Raw genomic sequence first — 19,568 nt, 5'->3', positions numbered from 1 at the left:
GTGTCTCCTCGAGCCATTCACGTAGGCCCGGGCGCGTCCGGTCGAGGTGGATCCACATCACCTCGCCTGCCACAGCTGGCTGCCAGCCGCGCGCCTCGTCCCAGTCGATCGCCCTGCCGCCGCCAAGCCCATCGAGCACACGCCCGAACAGCAGCGGCGAGTCGTGGTCGAGATCGTCAGTCAGATCGGTCATGAGCAATACATGCCGCAAGCTGCCCCGCGTGTCATTGCCCCTTCACGCCCAGCGGCCTATATCGCGGCCCATGACTTCGATCCGTCCCTGGCGCGACATCATGCGCCGCCAATCGCGCCAGATCATGGTCGGCAACGTGCCTGTCGGCGGCGATGCGCCGATCACCGTTCAGACCATGACCAATACTCCGACGGAGGATATCGGCGCGACGATCGATCAGATTCGACGCTGCGAGGAAGCCGGGGCGGATATCATCCGCGTTTCCTGCCCGACCGAAGAGGCAACCCGCCACTTCGACCAGATTACTCGGGCAGCGAACGTTCCGATCGTTGCGGACATCCATTTCCACTACAAGCGCGCGCTCGAGGCGGCAGACAAGGGCGCGGCCTGCCTGCGCATCAATCCCGGCAATATCGGATCGTCCGAGCGCGTTGCAGAGGTCGTCCGCGCGGCCAAGGCCAATGGCTGTGCCATTCGTATCGGGGTCAACGCAGGGAGCCTCGAAAAGGACCTGCTGGAGAAGTACGGCGAGCCTTGTCCCGAGGCGCTGATCGAAAGCGCGCTTGATCACATCAAGCTGCTGCAGGACCATGACTTCCACGAATATAAGGTGGCGGTGAAGGCCAGCGACGTGTTCCTGGCGGTCGCCGCCTATCACGGGCTGGCCGACGCGGTGGATTGCCCGCTGCACCTGGGTATCACCGAAGCAGGCGGCCTGATCGGCGGAACGGTCAAGTCGTCGATCGGGATCGGCAGCCTGCTGTGGGCTGGCATCGGCGATACGATCCGCGTCTCGTTGAGCGCCGAGCCCGAGCAGGAAGTGAAGGTCGGCTTCGAAATTCTCAAGGCACTGGGCCTGCGTACCCGCGGGGTCCGGATCGTCTCATGCCCGTCTTGTTCGCGCCAGGGTTTCGACGTTATCCGCACGGTCGAAGCTCTCGAAAAGCGGCTCGAACACATCAAGACACCGATGAGCCTTTCGGTGCTCGGCTGCGTGGTCAACGGTCCCGGCGAGGCGCGCGAAACCGATATCGGCATTACCGGCGGCGGCGCGGGCAAGCATATGGTCTACCTTTCGGGTGTGACCGATCATCATGTCGCGAGCGAGACCATGCTCGACCACATCGTGTCGCTGGTCGAAGCCAAGGCGGCGGAAATCGAGGCAGGCAGGGCGGTCGCCTTCGACCCCCACGCCGAAGCGGCGGAATAATCCGTCACCGGGAGGGTGAATGACGATCGAGACCGATTACCTGATCGTAGGGGCGGGGGCGACCGGGCTTGCTTTCGCGGATACGCTGATCGAGCAGGATTCTACCGCCGACGTCGTCATCGTCGACAAGCATTCTGCGCCAGGCGGGCACTGGAACGATGCCTATTCATTCGTTGCACTACACCAGCCCAGCGCAACCTATGGCATCAACCGCCTGCCTTTGGGCCACGACCGCATCGACGAGGCCGGGCCGAATCAGGGTTTCTTCGAACTCGCCAGCGGGGCCGAGGTTTCGGCCTATTTCCAGTCAGCCATGCGCGACCACCTGCTGCCGACCGGACGAGTACGCTATTACCCAAATAGCGAGTTTCTGGGGGACAACCGCTTCCGCAACATTTTCTCGGGCGAGGAGACGCAAGTCTCAGTGCGACGAAAGCTGGTCGATTCCACTTATTTCGAGACCTCCGTTCCCGCGACGCACAGCCGCAAGTTCGCGGTGGCCGGTGGCGTGCGGGTCGTCGTTCCCGGTGCATTGCCCGAGCTGTGGAAGCAGGCAGGGGGCTTACCCGATCACTACGTCATCCTTGGTGCGGGCAAGACCGCCATGGATGTGGGCGTGTGGTTGCTGGAGGCGGGCATTCCCGCCCAGACAATCACCTGGGTCAAACCGCGCGAGAGCTGGCTGATCAACCGTTCCACCGTCCAACCGGGCGAACAGTTCTTCGAAAAGACCATCGGCGGCCAGATCGCCATAATGGAGAATGCGGCCACGGCCGAAACCGTCACCGCACTGTTCAATGCCCTGGAGGACGCCGGGGTGATGCTGCGCATCGACACCACGGTCGAACCAACCATGTTCCACTACGCCACCATCTCCGAAGGCGAGGCCGAGCGACTACGGAGCATCGAAAAGGTGATCCGCAAGGGCCGGGTCAAAGCGATCGAATCAGGTCGGATGGTACTGGCCGAGGGCGAGGAAACCGTTCCTGCCAACACGCTGTTCATTGACTGCACCGCATCGGCGGTCCGCCCCAAGCCGGTCGCGCCACAATGGCAGGACGGCAAGATCGTACTCCAGCTATTGCACGTGCCGCTGGTTACCCTGAACGCCGCCGTGAGCGCTTTCATCGAGGCCAATTTCGACACCGATGAGGAAAAGAATGCGCTGTGCAAGCCGGTCGGCTTCATCGATCGGATCGAAGGCTATGCCGGTACAATCCTGGGTACAGGCATGAACCGCTTCTTGTGGTCGCAGAACCCCAAGATCGCTGAGTTCCTTGCCAGCTCGCGGCTTGACCCGGCGGCTCGGACGATTGCGTGGTTGGCACAGAATGCTCCGGAACGGCTCGCTCTGCTCCAGCGGATGAGTGCGGCAAGCGCGGCGGCGGTGCCCAATCTCCAGCGACTGGCCGCGACTGCCGGATGATCCGTTTCGCCTTCACGCTGGCGCTCGCCGCGCCTCTTGCCGGCTGCGCGACTGTGCCTCAAGCCGCAGCTTTGCATCCTGAAGCAATGCCCTATTCTGAAGGGCGAGACGCGATGGCGGATGTCGATGCAGCGCTGGCGCGCGCAAAGCAGCGGAATACGCACCTCCTCTTGGTCATGGGTGCCAACTGGTGCCATGACAGCCGTGCACTCGCCGGCTGGCTCGCATCGCCGCGCTTCCAGGCCATGGTGACAGAACGCTACGAAATGGTCTTCGTCGATGCGGGCAAGCCGCAGGAGAAGCAGGGGCGCAATCTAGACGTTGCCCGGCGCTTTGGGATCGACGAATTGCCGGGTACGCCAAACCTGTTCGTGATCCGGTCCGACGGCACGTTGGTGAATGGCGAAAGCGTGACCGGCTGGCGCAATGCTGCAAGTCGCAGCGAGGACGCCATTTACAACGAGCTGCTGGCGCTGGCGTCCGGTTAAACCGGCGCGACACTTTACCCAAGCTTAAACCCCAGCTGCCATGATCCCGGTATGCGTGAAGCAATTCTTCTTGTGGTGGCCGTCAGTGCCTTTGCCGGTTTCGCGCTGCGCGGGATCGACGGGCCTGTGACGGAAGAAGACGCCGCCAAAGACAAGCCTGTTGCCGCAAGTAATGCCGGGGAGCGAGACAAGGCGTTCGCCGCCTGGAGTGCGGGTGAAACGGTTCTCCCACGCGCGTCGAACGGGCACTTCTATGCCGAAGCCGCAGTCAACGGTTCCCCGGTCAATTTCCTGGTCGATACCGGCGCCAGCATGATCGCGTTGACAGGCGAAGACGCCGCAGCGGCGGGGCTTAGCTGGTCGGAAGGCGATGTGCGGATCGTAGCGCAGGGTGCCAGCGGTCCGGTCTATGGAGTGCCCGTGCGACTCGAACGCGTCATGCTTGGCGGCTACGAGGCAGAGAATGTCGAAGCCGCGATCATACCACAGGGACTGGACATATCGCTGCTGGGCCAGAGTTTCCTCTCCACCATCGAGCCGGTGCGCATCGAAAGCGACCGGATGGTGCTAGGCGGCTAGTCTGTCGCGAGAGGCTCTGCAGGACGCGCGCTGGATGTCGTGACCAGATAGTCGAAGCCGAGGATCATTGATCGGGTCATCGGATCAACTTCGCGCAGCCCTTTATTCCCAAGCGCACGAACAACGGGCGCAAGCGGAACGAGAAAATGGCCCTGTCCGGCGTCGATCGGCGCGAGATCCACCCCAGCCTTGGCCAGCGCAGCGCGCAGTTCCGCGGCCTCGGGCTGAGCCTTTGCGAACCAGCCGTCTGGCGATGGCGAAATGCCCAATCCTTCGCCGCCAAGTGGCAGATAGGCAATGCGTAGCGTCCCCATGCCGTTCTCGGCCGCCATTCCTTCGACCAACATGCCCAAGTCGAAAGTCGACATGGGTGTGGTCGCCCGGCTGAGATGGACCGCGCCAAACTTCATCAGCACCCTCGGGGGCGCGCCCTTCCGCACGCGGGCCGCCGCATAGGCGGAGAGGAAGTTTTCGCGGATCAGTGCTACACGCTCGAAATTGTTGTCGAGCCCGCGGCCCTGAGAGTAATATCCGTAAATCTCCGCGCTGCGTGCAAGCGCATCCACCTGCTCGAGTGCTTCTGGATCACCGGCCAATGCGTCCCGCAACGCCTCCAAACGGGCCGCGCCATCGCCCACCATCATCCCGCCACCAAAATCCTTGGCGGCGAAAGCGGCACGTTCCGCATCGAGCGTTTCTGCTATAACCTTCGTCACTGCCGCTTCGCCGCGTCGGGCCAGGCCTGGCAACAGCACCAATGGCGCGCCGAGGAATTCCTGGTCCACTCCCCAAAGGTGCCCGGGAGCGGTGAACCTCGAGGCGACCTCTGCTTCCTCGCGAAGGTTGAGGAAAGGCATCGCGACGGGGCGTCCGGCAAAGGCCGATGCAAGCGCATCCGCGCCGCCTGCGCGCAGGTGGCCGAGCGCCCATTCGGCTGAGAACGGCCCCACCTCAACAGCGTAGTCTTCGAACCCGAAGGTAGCACCCTCTGTCGCCAACGCATCGAGCAACTGAGGCGAGCCGGCATAGCCGTGATCCTCACCCACCAATATAAACTGGGCATCGCGCATCGCGGCGCTCAACGGCTGGGCACCTTCTCCCATCAGGCCATGCGCATCAAAGGAAAGCGAAAGCGGATGAATGGCCGGCTCTGATGCCTGGTCCTGCGCCGCAAGTGGCCCAGTGAACAGACCGATCAACGCGGCCATGAGTGATCCGAGAAGCCTCAAGCGCATCGCCCATCCCTTTGCGTATTATTGGAATAATACACTAATCAAGCCCGACAAGCTGGTCAAGGCGGCTCCATTTTCAGCCTATGATAAGCATTATCTGTGCTATGATGATCGCATGAACCGCCGCGAAATGCTCAAATCCGGCCTTCTTCTGAGCGCCATGGCGGGCCTGCCCGCGCGCGCTTTCGCTCAGGTCAATCCGACAGCGGCCCGCGACAGGAGATTATTCGCGATCGCGCGCCAGCAATTGGAGCGTGCGGGATCGGCCGTGTGGCGCAAGGATATCGTCGGCATCGCAGATTTCGGCCTGCATAGTGCAGAGCGCCGCTTTCATTTCGTCGATCTGGACAATGAGCGGGTACAGAGCTTTCACGTCAGCCACGGGTCGGGTTCCGACAGCGAGCATGACGGCTGGCTCAAGCGCTATTCGAACATCGAAGGATCGGAGGCGACCTGTCGCGGCGCCTTCCTGACCCGCAGCTGGTATGTCGGGAAATATGGTACGTCGATCCGCCTAGACGGGCTCGACATGACCAATTCCAATGCCCTTCCGCGGGCGATCGTAATGCACCAGGCGAATTACGCCACACCCGAACATGTCGCTCGCTTCGGTCGGCTCGGTCGCTCGAACGGCTGCTTTGCCATGGGGCCTGAACAGTTCGATCGCGCCTTGATCGATCTAGGCGGCGGCCGATTGCTTTACGCTGACAGCATGGGGTTGGCCGAAGATGGCAGCAGCCTGCCGCCACCGATCGCGCAGGTCGACCTGCTCCGCAACGAGTTGGGAGCCATTTACGAAAGCCCGAGCCCAAGCGCCTATTGACGTTCAGGTCTGCAGGTCGTCGATGATCTCGATCACTTCCTCATTCGACGTCCGCGAACGGTTCGACTGGCGTGGTGCGTCCAGCGCGGCCAGCACCGGGGCGTCGCGATCGTAGATATCGGCGAACTTGGTCAGATTGCCGTCCACGTCTACACCCATGGTGAAATAGGTAATGTAGACCGGCCACTGCTTGGCCATGGGATAGCGCGTATAGACACCACTGGCGGTGATCTCCGAAACTTCCTGCTGGATTAGCGGAAGGTCATCCTTGGTCTGCGCATTGCCCAGCATAGACATCGTGATCGCCAGTTCGCGTGCGCCTTGCACCCGGATGCAGCCGTGGCTGAGCGCCCGGTTGTCCTGATTAAATAAGTGACGCGCAGGCGTGTCATGCAGGAAGATCGCATGCTCGTTCGGCATATCGAGCTTCATCAGGCCGAGCGAATTGGTCGGCCCCGGCTGCTGGACGACATAGACGACCCCGTCGGAACCCTTGATGCCCTTGTATCCCGCGGCCTTGGCCCAGGCAGGGTTGCCCAGCACCTTCGCCCCAAGACCTTCGCCCTTCACGATCGACTGCGGCACGGTCCAGGTTGGGTTGAAGATCACCGCTTCGACCATTTCGGCGAGCTGCGGGGTCGCGGTGCGTCCCGGCTTGCCCACCACGACGCGGTAGTTCTTGATGATGCGGTTGTTGACCGTCAATCGCAGCTGATATTCAGGCACATTGGTCAGCAAATATTGCCTGCCGAGATCCTGCCCCAGCCAGCGCCAACGATCCATATTCGCGCGGATCAGCTTCGCGCGTGCCGGATCCTTGGTAATCGCCAGTTCCTGCTTGAGCTTGGCATAATCGGGAGAGACGGGATTGAGCCCGCTCAGCGTACCGGCGACATCGCCGCTGGCCAGCGCTTCGGCAAGCAGCACATGCGTGGGATTGGTGTCGGGATCCGGATCGACCACGAACCACTGCCTGCGCGCCTCGGCAGGAGTGCGCCCGTCACGAAGGTCCTCGACCAACCAAACGAAGGTTTCGCTGGCGATACGATCGAGAGCTTCCCCTTCACCTGCGGCAATCGCGGCGCGCAAGGCTTCAGTGGGGTAATCGGCCGGTCGCAGGCCCTCTTCCGCTACGCCTGGAATGAAGGAGAGCAACTTGCGTGCTGTGTCGAGCGACCAGTCTCCGACCAGCGAGGGGACCGGCTGGACGACTTCACCCTGAACCGTGCGGATATCCCCGAAGGCTTCGTCCACGCTCTGGCGCGGTTGCTTCGCAGGAGCCTGACTGCGCGAAGAATCGGGCAGTGGCTCGGTCCCCTTCTCCGGCTCGGGCGGCAGCAAATTCTCCGGCGCACCGGATTGCGCAAGCACCGATGAGGCAAGAAAGGCGGCGCCCAGCGCCGAGCCAAGAAGGTAACGTTGGAGAATCATCAGTCCTAACCATACGCGCCGCGGGCAATCCCGACGGGCGCTTTCATTCTAGCCAATTGGTGGCACTCCTCCAACACCAAGGCTTGCGCAGCGCTGAACTGCCGCAAGTGTTGGTGACGAATAGCAACACCCACCCTATGGCAACGCGCGTGAGCCAATCCGTTTCCCCACTTCGCCCTATTCTCGCAACGGCGGTCGGCATCGGCCTTCTGTCGCTGATGGACGCATTGATGAAGATCGCCGCGCTCCAGCTTGGCGCCTACATGGCGGCCCTGCTGCGCTCCGGTATGGCGCTGGTGCTCGTCGCACCATTGTGGCTGGCGAGCGGGCCCAACTGGCCGGCACCCAACGTGCTCAAGGTTCACGTGATACGCGGTGTGGTCGGCTCGATGATGGCGCTGACATTCTTCTACTCGCTGACGAAACTCCCCCTAGCGGAAACCATCGCCATTTCCTTCATCGCTCCACTAGTCTCGCTTTATCTCGCGGCCGTGATCCTGGGCGAAGAGGTCAAGCCGCGCGCGATCTGGGGTTCGCTCTTGGGGCTGGTCGGCGTGTTGGTCATCGTGGGAGGGAAGTTCGGGCGCGGCAATCTCAATATCGATACCTGGCTTGGGCTTGCAGCGATCGTGATTTCGGCCCTGCTTTATGCTTGGAACCTCGTCCTACAGCGCCAGCAGGCAATGGTCGCCAAGCCGACCGAGATCGCGACCTTTTACATGGCTGTGGCAAGCCTCACGTATCTCGTGGTCGCACCCTGGCTGTTCGTGATGCCGCAACTCGACCAGCTGCATGAGGTTGCCATGTCCTCGGTGCTGACGGTGGCAGGGGCGCTGGTAATGGCCTGGGCCTATGCCCGGGCGGAAGCGCAGGTGCTGGTTCCGCTGGAATATTCGGGATTCGTCTGGGCCGCACTGTTCGGCTGGTTGCTTCTCAGCGAGGGGGTTACCCCAACAGCCATTGGCGGGACACTGCTGATCGTGGCCGGTTGCTGGGTAGCGACGATCCGGCGAAGGCCCGAACAGGCGGCTGTCTAGTTCGCCCCTGTCGTCGCCGCTGCAGGCTGGTCGGCAAATGTGAAAGCTGCGGTGAAGCAGCCAGCCACGGCCAAGGCTGCGGCAAGCACGGCTGCACGAACGGGATGACGCGAGCGTCCGCCCGCATCATGATGCGATGTCATCTGTCTGCTCCTCATCGAAGCCGCGCGGACCCTGCACCGCACCGACCTCTATTTCAGCCTGACAATGCATGGAGCACGGCAAGCGTTCCCGCGGACCTGTTTTAGAGCGGTGCCAGCCCTTGATTTTTCCCCATATTGGGCGCAGGGCGCGCGCATATTTCGCCGCACTTGCGAAGGGCGCTTGGCGCGGCTCCGGACAGAACAGAAAGGACCCAGCACAGCATGACCCAGGTCGGCAAGGACTCGCTCGGAACCCGCTCCACTCTCACCGTCAACGGCAAGGATTACGCCTATTACTCGCTCGCCAAGGCGGCAGAGATCATTGGCGACGTGTCGCGCCTGCCGTTTTCGATGAAGGTCCTGCTGGAGAACATGCTGCGCTTCGAGGACGGTGGCTTCACCGTCGCCACGGCGGACGCCCAGGCGATCGCCGACTGGCAGAAGAACCCGGTAACCGGCGCCGAGATCCAGTATCGTCCTGCGCGCGTGCTGCTGCAGGATTTCACCGGCGTGCCCTGCGTGGTCGACCTTGCCGCCATGCGCGATGCAATCGCCAAACTCGGCGGAGATACCAGCAAGATCAACCCGCTGGTTCCGGTCAACCTCGTTATCGACCACTCGGTGATGGTCGACGAATTCGGCCACCCCAAGGCGTTCGAGGAGAACGTCGAGATCGAATACCATCGCAACATGGAGCGGTATGACTTCCTCAAGTGGGGCTCGAAGTCGCTCAACAACTTCTACGCCGTGCCTCCCGGTACGGGCATCTGCCATCAGGTGAACCTGGAGAACATCGCTCAGGCGGTGTGGACCAGCAGTGACGCGGATGGCGCCACCGTCGCCTATCCCGACACCTGTGTCGGCACCGACAGTCACACCACCATGATCAACGGCCTAGGCGTGCTGGGCTGGGGCGTCGGCGGCATCGAAGCCGAAGCGGCGATGCTCGGCCAGCCGGTCTCGATGTTGATCCCCGAAGTGGTCGGCTTCAAGCTGACCGGCAAGCTCGCCGAAGGCGTGACCGCGACCGACCTCGTGCTGACCTGCACCAACATGCTGCGCAAGCACGGCGTGGTCGGCCGCTTCGTCGAATATTATGGCCCGGGCCTCGCCTCGCTCAGCCTCGCCGACCGCGCGACGCTGGCCAATATGGCGCCCGAATACGGCGCCACCTGCGGCTTCTTCGGCATCGACGACAAGACGCTCGATTACATGCGCCTGACGGGGCGCGAGGAAGACCAGATCGCGCTGGTCGAAGCCTATGCCAAGGCGCAAGGCCTGTGGATCGACCCGTCCGCCGCGGATCCGATCTTCACCTCCACGCTCGAACTCGACATGAGCACCGTGGTTCCCTCACTCGCCGGACCCAAGCGTCCGCAGGACCGCGTGAACCTGACCGAAGTCGATGACGTCTTCGCCAAGGACATGGCCGAAACCTACAAGAAGAGCGTTACTCGGGTCCCGGTCGAGGGCAAGGACTTCGATATCGGGGACGGCGATGTGATGATCGCCGCGATCACCAGTTGCACCAACACCTCGAACCCGGGCGTGCTCGTCGCTGCGGGCCTCGTCGCCAAGAAAGCTGACGAGCTGGGCCTCAAGCCCAAGCCCTGGGTCAAGACCTCGCTCGCACCCGGTTCGCAGGTGGTCACCGACTACCTCGAGAAGGCCGGGCTGCAGACCCATCTCGACAATATCGGCTTCAACCTTGTCGGCTATGGCTGCACCACCTGCATCGGCAACTCCGGCCCGCTGGCCGAGCCGATCAGCAAGGCGATCAACGACAATGGCCTTGTCGCCAGCGCGGTGATTTCGGGCAACCGCAATTTCGAAGGCCGCGTATCACCCGACGTACGCGCCAACTTCCTCGCCAGCCCGCCGCTGGTCGTGGCCTATGCCCTCAAGGGCACAGTGATCGACGATTTCACCACCACCCCGATCGGCCAGGCGAAGGACGGCAGCGATGTCTATCTCAAGGACATCTGGCCGACCAATGAGGAAGTCACCGCGACGATGAACGCCAATGTTGATCGCGCGATGTTCCAGGCCCGCTATGCCGACGTCTACAAGGGCGATGCGCATTGGCAGGCAATCAACGTCACGGGCAGCGAGACCTACCAGTGGCGCGCGGGCAGCACCTATGTCGCCAACCCGCCCTATTTCGACGGCATGACCATGACCCCGGCGCCGGTCACCGATATCGTCGAAGCCAAGCCGCTGCTGATCCTGGGCGATTCGATCACGACCGACCACATTTCACCGGCCGGCTCAATCAAGGCCGACAGCCCGGCAGGCCAGTGGCTGATGGAGCACCAGGTCGCCAAGGCCGACTTCAACAGCTACGGCGCCCGCCGCGGCCATCACGATGTGATGATGCGTGGCACATTCGCCAATATCCGGATCAAGAACGAAATGGTCCCGGGCACCGAAGGCGGCTTCAGCAGCTACAAGGGCGAGACCATGCCGGTCTACGACGCGGCAATGAAGCACAAGGCCGACGGCACCGCGCTGGTCGTTATCGCCGGCAAGGAATACGGCACCGGGTCGAGCCGCGACTGGGCAGCCAAGGGCACCAACCTGCTGGGTGTGCGTGCGGTGATCGTCGAAAGCTTCGAGCGCATCCACCGTTCGAACCTGGTCGGCATGGGCGTGCTGCCGTTGCAGTTCAAGGACGGCGAGACCCGCACTTCGTTGGGCCTCAAGGGCGACGACAGTTTCACCATCCGCGGCCTCGCCGATATCCAGCCGCAGCAGGACGTAACGGTCGACGTGACCCGTGCCGATGGCTCGACCTTCAGCTTCACCGCGCTGTGCCGGATCGATACCGCCAACGAGCTGGAATACTACCGCAACGGCGGCATCCTCCACTACGTGCTGCGCAAGCTGGCGGCGGGCTGAGCCGTCACCGCATGGGGCGAAAGCTCATTCGCTGAATCGAGAAGGGCGGCCCGCAAGGGCCGCCCTTTTTACTTCCCGTCCAAGGGAAACCAGATCAGGCTGGCGCACCCTTACGGCGCCGACGAAGGATCGCGGCCGCAGCGAGGCCGAACAGCGCCATCATCGGCGGTGCGGGCACATCGGTCCCGCTGGTCGAACCACCGGAAGAACCCGAGCTCGACGAGCTCGTGGAGCTCGAACTGCTGGTGGAACTCGACGAGCTGGTCGACGAGGACGAACTCGTCGAGGTCGAGGTCGAGCTGCTGGTGCTCGAGGTGATGTTGCCCGAGCTCGACGTGCTGGTGGAGACGTTGCCCGACGTCGAAGTCGAAGTTGACGTGCTCACATTACCCGAGGTCGAACTGGTGGTAGTGGAGCTGACAGCACCGGTGCTGGTCGAAACAGATCCGGTCGTGGTGGTCGAGGTGACCGCGCCTGTGCTCGTCGACACGCCGCCGGTCGAGGTTGAGACCGACCCCGTCGATGTCGAAACCGCACCGGTGCTGGTCGAAATGCTGCCGCTCGAAGTGGAGGTCGAGGTCGAGCTTCCCCCACTCGAGGTCGATGTGGAGCTGCCACCCGTGGTGGTCGAGACCCCGCCGCTTGAGGTCGAGGTACTGGTCGAAACGTTGATCGGTGGCAGATCGCCGCCAGTCGTGGTCGTCGAGTTGACGATCACGGTGCCGCCGCCGCTCGACCCGGTGAAGAAACCGCCGAAAAAGCCGCCGCCGAAGCCGCCGCCGTATCCGCCACCATAGCCGCCGCCGGGGATCGAACGCGTTCCGCTGCTGCCGGTAACCGGCGGGGCCTGCGGTAGCGGGGGAACCGGCACTGGCACCATCGCCTGGCGATAGACCGGCGGGCAGATATTATTGGGGTTGTAAGTCGCTTCGGGCGAATCCGCCGGCACGCATTCCACCTGGCGCGGCGGGATGATGCGTTGGGCGATCGGACGCCGCGGGATCGGCTTGGCCTGTTTGACCTGCTTCACCTGCTTGGTCTTGTATTGCGGCGAATCGGTAATCGGTTTCTCGGCCACATGGACCGCACCGCCTGCGAGCAGCGCGCCGCCGGCAGCCGTGGCCGACAATTTCGCAAGTGCAGACTTGACCGACATCGCTTCGCTTTCCCCTTGCGATCGGAACGTGTCGGGTGCGCCCCGGCCTTTCCGATCCCTATTCCCCCACGCGAGATCCCGGTTTCCCTGGCACGGCGCGGGTTAATATTCGCACATCACGCCAGAAAGTAAATTTTCCCCGGGAATGCGAGCGTGATAGCGCGCCCGTCCCGAAACGGGACCACTCTGCCATCGGTTCTTACTTGCTGCCTAACCCTCTCCATCAAACATGTCGGGCTGCGGTCGCGACGGGGGCGTAAGCCCCAGGTGCTGCCACCCACCGTCGTTGAGCATGCGCCCGCGCGCGGTTCGCGCGATCAGGCCGAGCTGGATGAGATAGGGCTCGATCACCTCCTCCACCGTGTCGCGCGGTTCGGAAAGACCCGCGGCGAGCGTCTCAACCCCCACGGGTCCACCCTTGTAGGTGGTGGCGATCATGGTGAGATAGCGCCGGTCCATTGCATCGAGGCCAAGCGTATCGACTTCGAGCCGGGTCAGCGCCTCGTCGGCGACCTTGCTGGTGACGGTCTCCTCGCCCAGCACATGCGCGAAATCGCGCACGCGACGCATCAGTCGGCCCGCGACGCGCGGCGTGCCACGGCTGCGACGGGCGATCTCGCGCGCGCCGCCTTCGTCGATACCCATGCCGAGCAGTCCGGCCCCGCGGGTCACCACCTTGAGCAATTCGCCTTCGGTATAGAAGTTCAGCCGCACCGGAATGCCGAAGCGATCACGCAGCGGTGTGGTCAGCAGGCCCTGCCGGGTGGTGGCACCCACCAGAGTGAAGGGCGGCAGGTCGATCCGCACGCTACGCGCACTGGGGCCCTCGCCAATAATGATGTCGAGCGCGCGGTCCTCCATCGCGGGATAGAGCACCTCCTCGACCACCGGATTGAGCCGGTGGATCTCGTCGATGAACAGCACGTCGTTGGGCTCGAGATTGGTCAGCAGTGCGGCCAGGTCGCCCGCCTTGGCGATGACCGGCCCGCTGGTGGCGCGGAAGCCGACGCCGAGCTCCTTGGCGACGATCTGCGCCAGCGTTGTCTTGCCCAGCCCGGGTGGGCCGAAGAACAGCACATGGTCCATCGCCTCGCCGCGCCCACGCGCCGCCTCGATGAACACGCGCAAGTTCTCGCGCGCGGCCCGCTGCCCGACGAATTCGGCCAGCGACTTCGGCCGCAGCGCAGCGTCCGGGTCCTCCGGCTGGCGCGCAGGGGAATGGAGGGGGACAGGGTCGGTCATTGGACAGCCGCATGAGTAGGCGACGCGGACCCTGCACCGAAGCCGGGGTGGCGAAGCGGATCCATAGTGGGTTCTTCTCCGTCATGCTGAACTTGTTTCAGCATCCATCCGTCGGCAATGATCGAAGCATGCCAATCGAGCGCAGCCCGTGCGTCTATATCCTTGCGAGCCAGCCGCGCGGCACACTCTACATCGGCGTGACCAGCGACCTCATCCAGCGACTCTTCTTGCACCGTGAAGGCATCACTGGCGGGTTCACGGCCCGCTACAAAGTCCAACATCTGGTCCGTTACGAGTTGTTCGGCGACATGGAACAGGCGATCCTGCGCGAAAAGCGGCTGAAACGATGGCATCGCCAATGGAAGCTGAACCTGGTCGAAAGCGAGAATCCCGATTGGATCGATCTTGCCATTGGCCTCGGCTTCGAACCGATTGCTCCGCGCTGATCGCGCGATGGATCCTGAAACAAGTTCAGGATGACGAGGAGGGCGAGGGAGAGCCATCAAAACGGGTTCACCGTATAGCCGCGCTGTTGCAGCAGGGCGTGCGCGGTCATGGCGGAGAGCGACATTTCGACGCCGGGGATCAGCTGGTCCTGCGTCACGCCATAGGCAGCCGCGCTCTGCCCGCAGACGATGAAGCGCACGCCATGGTCGAGCATCGCCTGGATCATCGCGGCGGAACCGTTTTCACCCAGTTCATGCGCAGTGCGCCCCTCGGCACCGAGCAAGTCATTCACCGCCTTGCCGTGAACCACCACCGCAATGCGGATATTGTCCTCCGGCACGCCATGCGCGACGTGCATGTTGATGAAGCGCGCGGCGCTTTCGAAGCCGCGATTGCGCTCGCCATCCTTGGCCGCTTCGGAAACATCGAACGCCACCGCGAATTCGGTATCGGCGGGTACCTCGCCAATCCCCTCGACCGGGGCGTGCGGACCGAAATCCTCGAAAACCGGGCCGGTCCTGAATGCGCTCAGGTCCTGCGCCATGGCCGGGGCCGCGAGCAGTGCCAGCGCCGCAATCATTGCAATCCGCATCGATCCTCTCCTCATCCCGCCGCCCGCTTCAACGCCACGCGGATCAAGTCGCCCTCGCTCGCGCCGTCGCCCAGCTCACCTTGCGCCAGCGCCACCGCGCGCGCGGCCACGGCAGGCTTGAACCCGAGATTCTCGAGCGCGCTGACCGCATCGGCGCTGGAGCTGCCAGCAATCGGCGCAGCGGCAGTGAGGCCGCCCCCGCCGCCGGGCAGCGCCCCGGCCTTTTCCTTCAGCTCGTTGACGATGCGCCCGGCCAGTTTCGGCCCGACGCCATTAGCGCGCGCGACCATCGCCGCGTCACCCTGCGCGCAGGCCTGCTGCAATTCACCGGTCGACAGTGCGGAAAGGATGGCAAGGCCAACCTTGCTGCCCACGCCCTGCACCTGCGTCAGCAGGCGGAACCAGTCACGCTCCGCCGCCTCCGCAAAGCCGAGCAGGCGCATGTCGTTCTCCGAAACCTGCAGGTCGGTATAGACCGTGCAGGCCTCACCCCGTTCGCCCAGCGCGGCGAGCGTTTTCGACGAGCAATGGACGAGATAGCCGACACCCTGCACGTCGATCACCGCCCAGTCGGTGCCGGTTTCGTCGAGCAGGCCTTTGAGCTTCGCAATCATGCGTTTCTTTCCACGCTATCCTTACTTGAGCGCGTTTTGTTCCTGCCCCAGCCGCGGGCGCTTGGCCAGTGTTGGATGAAAGTTGTGAACCACCGGGGCAAGCCCGTCTGGATGGAACACACGGAACACAGTCCTTGGGCAAAAATCCCGCTCCGTCACTCTCGCGTGCAGAAGTGTCACCCTACGCGCAGAAGCGTAACCCTTCCCGTCAGAGTGTCGCCCAATTGGCGAGCGTGTCATCCTGAGCTGGAGATGCGTCACTTTCGGTCCTCGATCATGCAATTGCATAGGTGCCCTCGCTGCACACTGCCACCGCAGCCCTTGTGTAGGAAAGCCAAGCTTGCTCGACACGCGCGGCAGGCAGGCTATGACACGGGCCATGAGCTGGAACACTTTCGGACGCGTGCTGCGCTTCACCACCTGGGGGGAAAGCCATGGCCCCGCGATTGGCGCGGTGGTCGACGGGTGCCCGCCAGGCATCGCGCTGGCCGAAAGCGACATCCAGCCTTTCCTCGATGCGCGCAAGCCGGGGCAGAACAAGTTCACCACCCAGCGACAGGAGGCTGACGAGGTCCGCATCCTGTCGGGCGTGTTCGAGGGCAAGACCACGGGCACGCCGATCAGCCTGCTGATCGAGAACACCGACCAGCGATCGAAGGATTATTCGGAGATCGCCAACACCTACCGCCCCGGCCATGCCGACTATGCCTATGACGCCAAATACGGCTTTCGCGACTATCGCGGCGGCGGGCGCAGCTCGGCCCGCGAAACCGCGATGCGGGTGGCGGCAGGCGCGGTGGCGCGGCTGGTGATCCCCGAGGTGACGATCATGGCCTATGTCGCCGAAATCGGCGGCGATGCGGTGGACCCGGCCAATTTCGACGCAGCAGAGATCGCCCGCAATCCCTTCTGGTGCCCCGATGCGGCGGCGGCCAAGCGCTGGGAGGCGCTGGTCGACGATGCACGCAAGGCAGGCAGCTCGCTCGGCGCGGTGGTCGAATGCGTCGCCACCGGCGTGCCCGCAGGCTGGGGCGCGCCGATCTATGCCAAGCTCGACGCGGACCTTGCCGCCGGGATGATGAGCATCAATGCGGTCAAGGGCGTCGAGATCGGCGATGGGTTCGGCGCCGCGCGGCTGACCGGCGAACAGAACGCCGACCCGATGCGGCCGGGCAATGGCGGCCCGCGATTCGAGGCGAACCATGCAGGCGGCATCGCGGGCGGTATTTCGACGGGCCAGCCGGTGACCTGCCGCGTGGCGTTCAAGCCGACCAGCTCGATCCTCACCCCGGTCGAAAGCATCACCCGCGACGGCGAGGCGACCGAGGTCCGCACCAAGGGTCGCCACGATCCCTGCGTGGGCATCCGCGGCACCCCCGTTGTCGAAGCGATGATGGCGCTAGTGCTGGCCGACCATAAATTGCTGCATCGGGCGCAGTGCGGGTAACTGACAGGACCTAAGCCCTCGCGAGGGCTGATGCCTCGAGATTCGCATCTCAATCCGGTTGCACTATTGTGTGAGCCTCGGGAGGCCCCGAGAGTCGGCAAGGCTGCCGGCCCGTTTGATCGAACTTGGAGAGGTGCCATGACACAGGCAATTCAGACCCGTCGCTTCGATTCACCCGATGATTTGCTGGACATGAAGGAAGCCGGCGGCATCGCGATCATGCAGATGGCCACGGGCGTCACCGGGATGCATGCGATCTTCGAGCCGGGCTGGACCTGGGAGAAGGACGAGAAGCCGCTACTCGGCTCTCCCGATACCTGCCCCGCGCACCACACGGGCTATTGCATCGGCGGAAACCTGGTCGTGCGCATGGTCGACAGCGGGGTCGAAACCCGGATCACGCGCGGTGACTTCTTCGAGATTCCACCCGGCCATGACGCCTATGTCGATGGCAACGAACGCGTCGAACTGATCCTTTTCGCCGCGGCGGAACACCAGCACTAGGCAGGAACGTTGGGCCCGGCTTGGGCCTGTAGGCGACAGTCATTCTGTTCTGACCGCTTGGGATTTGTGTGCTTGGCAGCTAGGGCGATCCTGGGGTTGCAACTGGATCGGTTCGCGCACGCATGACAACAGACCGCCTGAAGATCTGGCTGCTGGCGCCGCTCATCCTGCTCGCCTTTGCCGGCAATTCGCTGCTCGCGCGGGCGGCGCTGGCCGATCCGGCCAATAGCCCGGGAGCCTATGCCGCGATCCGCCTGATCGCGGGGGCGGCGTTGCTCATCGGCCTGGGTCTCGCGGGGCGGTTTTCCGTCGTTCCGCGGCGCCGGGACATGGCAACGGTGGTCGCGCTGTTCGTCTATGCCCTGGGCTTTGCCCTGGCTTATGTCTCGATGGGCGCAGCAAGCGGCGCGCTGATCCTGTTCGCGGCGGTCCAGGCGACGATCGTCGGCGTCGGGTTGCTGCGAGGCGACCGGATTACGCCGATCCAGGCCACGGGGTTGGCGATCGCGCTGGCGGGGGTCGGCTGGCTGTTGTTCCCCGGCCTCACCGCCCCACGCCCGCTGCCCGCCTTGCTGATGGCCGCCGCGGGGGTCGCCTGGGGAATCTACAGCACGGTCAACAGCGGCGAGGATTCGCCTACTGCCCGGTCGGCGCGAAATTTCTGCGGCGCGGCGATGCTGGGACTGGCGGCATTGCTCGTCCTGCCCTTTCACCTCACCCCCACAGGCTGGGTGCTCGCCACCGTGTCGGGCGCGGTTACTTCGGCGCTCGGCTATGTCCTCTGGTACGTCTTCCTGCCGCATGTGCAGCGGCTGGTCGCCGCGAGCCTGCAGCTTTCCGTGCCCGCCATCACCGCAGTGGGCGCCGCATTGCTGCTGGGCGAGGCTATCGGGCTGCGGCTGATCATCGCCAGCATACTGATCATCGCGGGGATCTCCCTGACCCTGCGGCGCTAGGGCGACGGCCGCTGGTAGCTGCGCCAAATCCTGCTATACCGCGGCCGATAAATACAGACTCGGGCCGTAGGGTTGCATCAACCCTTGTGAGGAGTCTGGATATGACGATCAGACGAAAAATCGGTGCTGCATTTGCATTGGCTGTGCTTGCCTCTCCGGCCTTGGCCGGTGAGATCACCGGCAACGGCAACTACACCCCGGTGCATTATTACACGGCAAGTTCGATCTGCTCTTTCAGCGGGTATAACGACACGCCCGGCCAAGACGGTTTCGGCCGGGTCCAGGCATATGGCATGCTGGTGAAGGCGTTCGGCGGTTTTTCACCGGGCTTCGAATACCATCCGGGGCAGGCCTGCCGCGGCTGAATCGGATAGGCTCGCCACATGGTTGGCGAGCCTGTTCGCTCCGGACATGGTAATCTGAAACTAACGCTACTCCGAAAGCGGAGTTTAGCAGGGTCGGACGATACTCCAGCCTAGAAGCGGCGATCTGCGGGGTATCGTTCAACGCTTCCCGAAAAGCTTGTCCTCCAAAAGCGGGCACCGGATAGCCCGCGCCTGCAACGGCTGAAGTCGGAAGGACAAGCGATGAAAGCGATATGTCGCCCGCGCTCGGGATCGAAAGTCCAGTACGAAGTCCTGGAACTCACGCAGGGCGGATGCCTGATCGATGCGCGGGCATGGATGCCGCGCGAGGGTGAGAGCATTTCGGTCTGGCTGGACGGGCTGCAACCGCTCTCTGGCACTGTGGTCTGGGCGGAAGACGGCAAGGCCGGTATCGCCTTCGAGCAGTTGCTGCACGACGCCGTCTATTCCCGCTTGATGCAAAGCGCCGCCTAAGACCGCCCGCTGCGATCTACACCCTTTCGCGAACCCCTGTGTTGCGTTGGGCGCAAGGGAATCACCTGGACATTGCACTTTTCGAAAGTGTCGTGAGATTGATCGAAAATTCCGATATTCGCTATCGCACAAAATCGCTTTTGTGCGTCGCAACACTCCCTATTTGGGCTCCATCGAATTCAACCCAAATTCATGGAGAATCAACGCAATGGGTATCATCGGTTCGCAGCTCAAGCCGTTCAGCGCCACCGCCTTCCAGGCCGGCAAGGACTTCTTCCAGGTTACCGACGAAGACGTGCGCGGCAAGTGGG

Annotated in this window: 20 protein-coding genes and 1 pseudogene; 14 read left to right on the top strand and 7 right to left on the bottom strand. The window is 63.4% G+C overall.

The features are described 5' to 3' along the window. Window positions 1–193: pseudogene (locus tag AAFM29_RS00450) on the bottom strand (zinc transporter ZntB); the annotation flags it as partial. Between the two features lie 70 nt (window positions 194–263). On the opposite strand from AAFM29_RS00450, the gene ispG reads away from it, so the two are divergent. From ispG to AAFM29_RS00430, 4 genes are read left to right on the top strand one after another with little or no spacing between them, the layout of a single operon-like run. Next, window positions 264–1,403, top strand: a complete 1,140-nt coding sequence (ispG, locus tag AAFM29_RS00445; protein WP_341710847.1) for a flavodoxin-dependent (E)-4-hydroxy-3-methylbut-2-enyl-diphosphate synthase — start codon at window positions 264–266, stop codon at window positions 1,401–1,403. A 19-nt stretch (window positions 1,404–1,422) separates the two neighbouring features. Beyond that, window positions 1,423–2,829, top strand: a complete 1,407-nt coding sequence (locus AAFM29_RS00440) for an NAD(P)-binding protein (protein WP_341710846.1) — start codon at window positions 1,423–1,425, stop codon at window positions 2,827–2,829. Next, window positions 2,826–3,317, top strand: a complete 492-nt coding sequence (locus tag AAFM29_RS00435) for a thioredoxin family protein (protein WP_341710845.1) — start codon at window positions 2,826–2,828, stop codon at window positions 3,315–3,317. Before AAFM29_RS00440 ends, AAFM29_RS00435 begins: the two co-directional genes overlap by 4 nt. A gap of 51 nt (window positions 3,318–3,368) precedes the next feature. Then, on the top strand, window positions 3,369–3,896 hold the full coding sequence (locus tag AAFM29_RS00430; protein WP_341710844.1) for a TIGR02281 family clan AA aspartic protease: 528 nt from the start codon (window positions 3,369–3,371) through the stop codon (window positions 3,894–3,896). On the opposite strand, the gene AAFM29_RS00425 is transcribed toward AAFM29_RS00430, so the two are convergent. Next, entirely contained in the window at window positions 3,893–5,104 is a 1,212-nt protein-coding gene (locus AAFM29_RS00425; RefSeq protein ID WP_341710843.1) for a hypothetical protein, read from the bottom strand. The two genes, AAFM29_RS00430 and AAFM29_RS00425, sit on opposite strands and share 4 nt — an antisense overlap. Between AAFM29_RS00425 and AAFM29_RS00420 the strand changes: the two genes are divergently transcribed. Further along, entirely contained in the window at window positions 5,103–5,951 is an 849-nt protein-coding gene (locus AAFM29_RS00420; RefSeq protein ID WP_341710842.1) for a murein L,D-transpeptidase catalytic domain-containing protein, read from the top strand. The genes AAFM29_RS00425 and AAFM29_RS00420 overlap by 2 nt on opposite strands. Before the next feature lie 3 nt (window positions 5,952–5,954). Here AAFM29_RS00420 and AAFM29_RS00415 read toward each other — a convergent pair whose 3' ends face one another. Next, complete coding sequence (locus tag AAFM29_RS00415) at window positions 5,955–7,382, bottom strand: L,D-transpeptidase family protein (protein ID WP_341710841.1); 1,428 nt, start codon at window positions 7,380–7,382, stop codon at window positions 5,955–5,957. A gap of 218 nt (window positions 7,383–7,600) precedes the next feature. On the opposite strand from AAFM29_RS00415, the gene AAFM29_RS00410 reads away from it, so the two are divergent. Next, window positions 7,601–8,419: a DMT family transporter gene (locus AAFM29_RS00410; protein ID WP_341710840.1), complete on the top strand. Its 819-nt coding sequence runs from the start codon at window positions 7,601–7,603 to the stop codon at window positions 8,417–8,419. On the opposite strand, the gene AAFM29_RS00405 is transcribed toward AAFM29_RS00410, so the two are convergent. Continuing rightward, entirely contained in the window at window positions 8,416–8,562 is a 147-nt protein-coding gene (locus tag AAFM29_RS00405; RefSeq protein WP_341710839.1) for a hypothetical protein, read from the bottom strand. The two genes, AAFM29_RS00410 and AAFM29_RS00405, sit on opposite strands and share 4 nt — an antisense overlap. Window positions 8,563–8,784: 222 nt before the next feature. On the opposite strand from AAFM29_RS00405, the gene acnA reads away from it, so the two are divergent. Both acnA and AAFM29_RS00395 read left to right on the top strand, forming a co-directional pair. Then, window positions 8,785–11,460, top strand: coding sequence for an aconitate hydratase AcnA (gene acnA / locus AAFM29_RS00400; RefSeq protein ID WP_341710838.1), 2,676 nt, complete (start codon window positions 8,785–8,787; stop codon window positions 11,458–11,460). A 227-nt stretch (window positions 11,461–11,687) separates the two neighbouring features. Beyond that, entirely contained in the window at window positions 11,688–12,257 is a 570-nt protein-coding gene (locus tag AAFM29_RS00395) for a hypothetical protein (RefSeq protein ID WP_341710837.1), read from the top strand. 569 nt (window positions 12,258–12,826) lie between these two features. Here AAFM29_RS00395 and ruvB read toward each other — a convergent pair. Further along, window positions 12,827–13,858: a Holliday junction branch migration DNA helicase RuvB gene (gene ruvB, locus AAFM29_RS00390; RefSeq protein ID WP_341710836.1), complete on the bottom strand. Its 1,032-nt coding sequence runs from the start codon at window positions 13,856–13,858 to the stop codon at window positions 12,827–12,829. A gap of 128 nt (window positions 13,859–13,986) precedes the next feature. Here ruvB and AAFM29_RS00385 point away from each other — a divergent pair, with 128 nt between their 5' ends. Then, window positions 13,987–14,304 (top strand): GIY-YIG nuclease family protein, encoded by a 318-nt coding sequence (locus AAFM29_RS00385; protein WP_341710835.1) that lies wholly within the window; start codon window positions 13,987–13,989, stop codon window positions 14,302–14,304. Between the two features lie 56 nt (window positions 14,305–14,360). Here AAFM29_RS00385 and AAFM29_RS00380 read toward each other — a convergent pair whose 3' ends face one another. Next, window positions 14,361–14,897, bottom strand: coding sequence for a DsrE family protein (locus AAFM29_RS00380; protein ID WP_341710834.1), 537 nt, complete (start codon window positions 14,895–14,897; stop codon window positions 14,361–14,363). Between the two features lie 11 nt (window positions 14,898–14,908). Further along, window positions 14,909–15,511 (bottom strand): Holliday junction branch migration protein RuvA, encoded by a 603-nt coding sequence (gene ruvA / locus AAFM29_RS00375; protein ID WP_341710833.1) that lies wholly within the window; start codon window positions 15,509–15,511, stop codon window positions 14,909–14,911. Between the two features lie 379 nt (window positions 15,512–15,890). Here ruvA and aroC point away from each other — a divergent pair, with 379 nt between their 5' ends. From aroC to AAFM29_RS00350, 5 genes are all read left to right on the top strand, one after another. Then, window positions 15,891–16,958: a chorismate synthase gene (gene aroC, locus AAFM29_RS00370; RefSeq protein WP_341710832.1), complete on the top strand. Its 1,068-nt coding sequence runs from the start codon at window positions 15,891–15,893 to the stop codon at window positions 16,956–16,958. Window positions 16,959–17,096: 138 nt separating this feature from the next. Continuing rightward, window positions 17,097–17,462, top strand: coding sequence for a hypothetical protein (locus tag AAFM29_RS00365; protein ID WP_341710831.1), 366 nt, complete (start codon window positions 17,097–17,099; stop codon window positions 17,460–17,462). A 122-nt stretch (window positions 17,463–17,584) separates the two neighbouring features. After that, entirely contained in the window at window positions 17,585–18,418 is an 834-nt protein-coding gene (locus tag AAFM29_RS00360) for a DMT family transporter (protein WP_341710830.1), read from the top strand. A 101-nt stretch (window positions 18,419–18,519) separates the two neighbouring features. Continuing rightward, on the top strand, window positions 18,520–18,783 hold the full coding sequence (locus AAFM29_RS00355) for a hypothetical protein (protein ID WP_341710829.1): 264 nt from the start codon (window positions 18,520–18,522) through the stop codon (window positions 18,781–18,783). A gap of 222 nt (window positions 18,784–19,005) precedes the next feature. After that, window positions 19,006–19,257: a PilZ domain-containing protein gene (locus AAFM29_RS00350; RefSeq protein ID WP_341710828.1), complete on the top strand. Its 252-nt coding sequence runs from the start codon at window positions 19,006–19,008 to the stop codon at window positions 19,255–19,257. The last annotated feature ends 311 nt before the right edge of the window (window positions 19,258–19,568 follow it).

The organism is Erythrobacter sp., from assembly GCF_038133525.1.
Taxonomy (GTDB): Bacteria; Pseudomonadota; Alphaproteobacteria; order Sphingomonadales; family Sphingomonadaceae; genus Qipengyuania.
The sequence above is the reverse complement of the archived record's forward strand: the minus strand, read 5'-3'. Positions and strand labels throughout refer to the sequence as shown.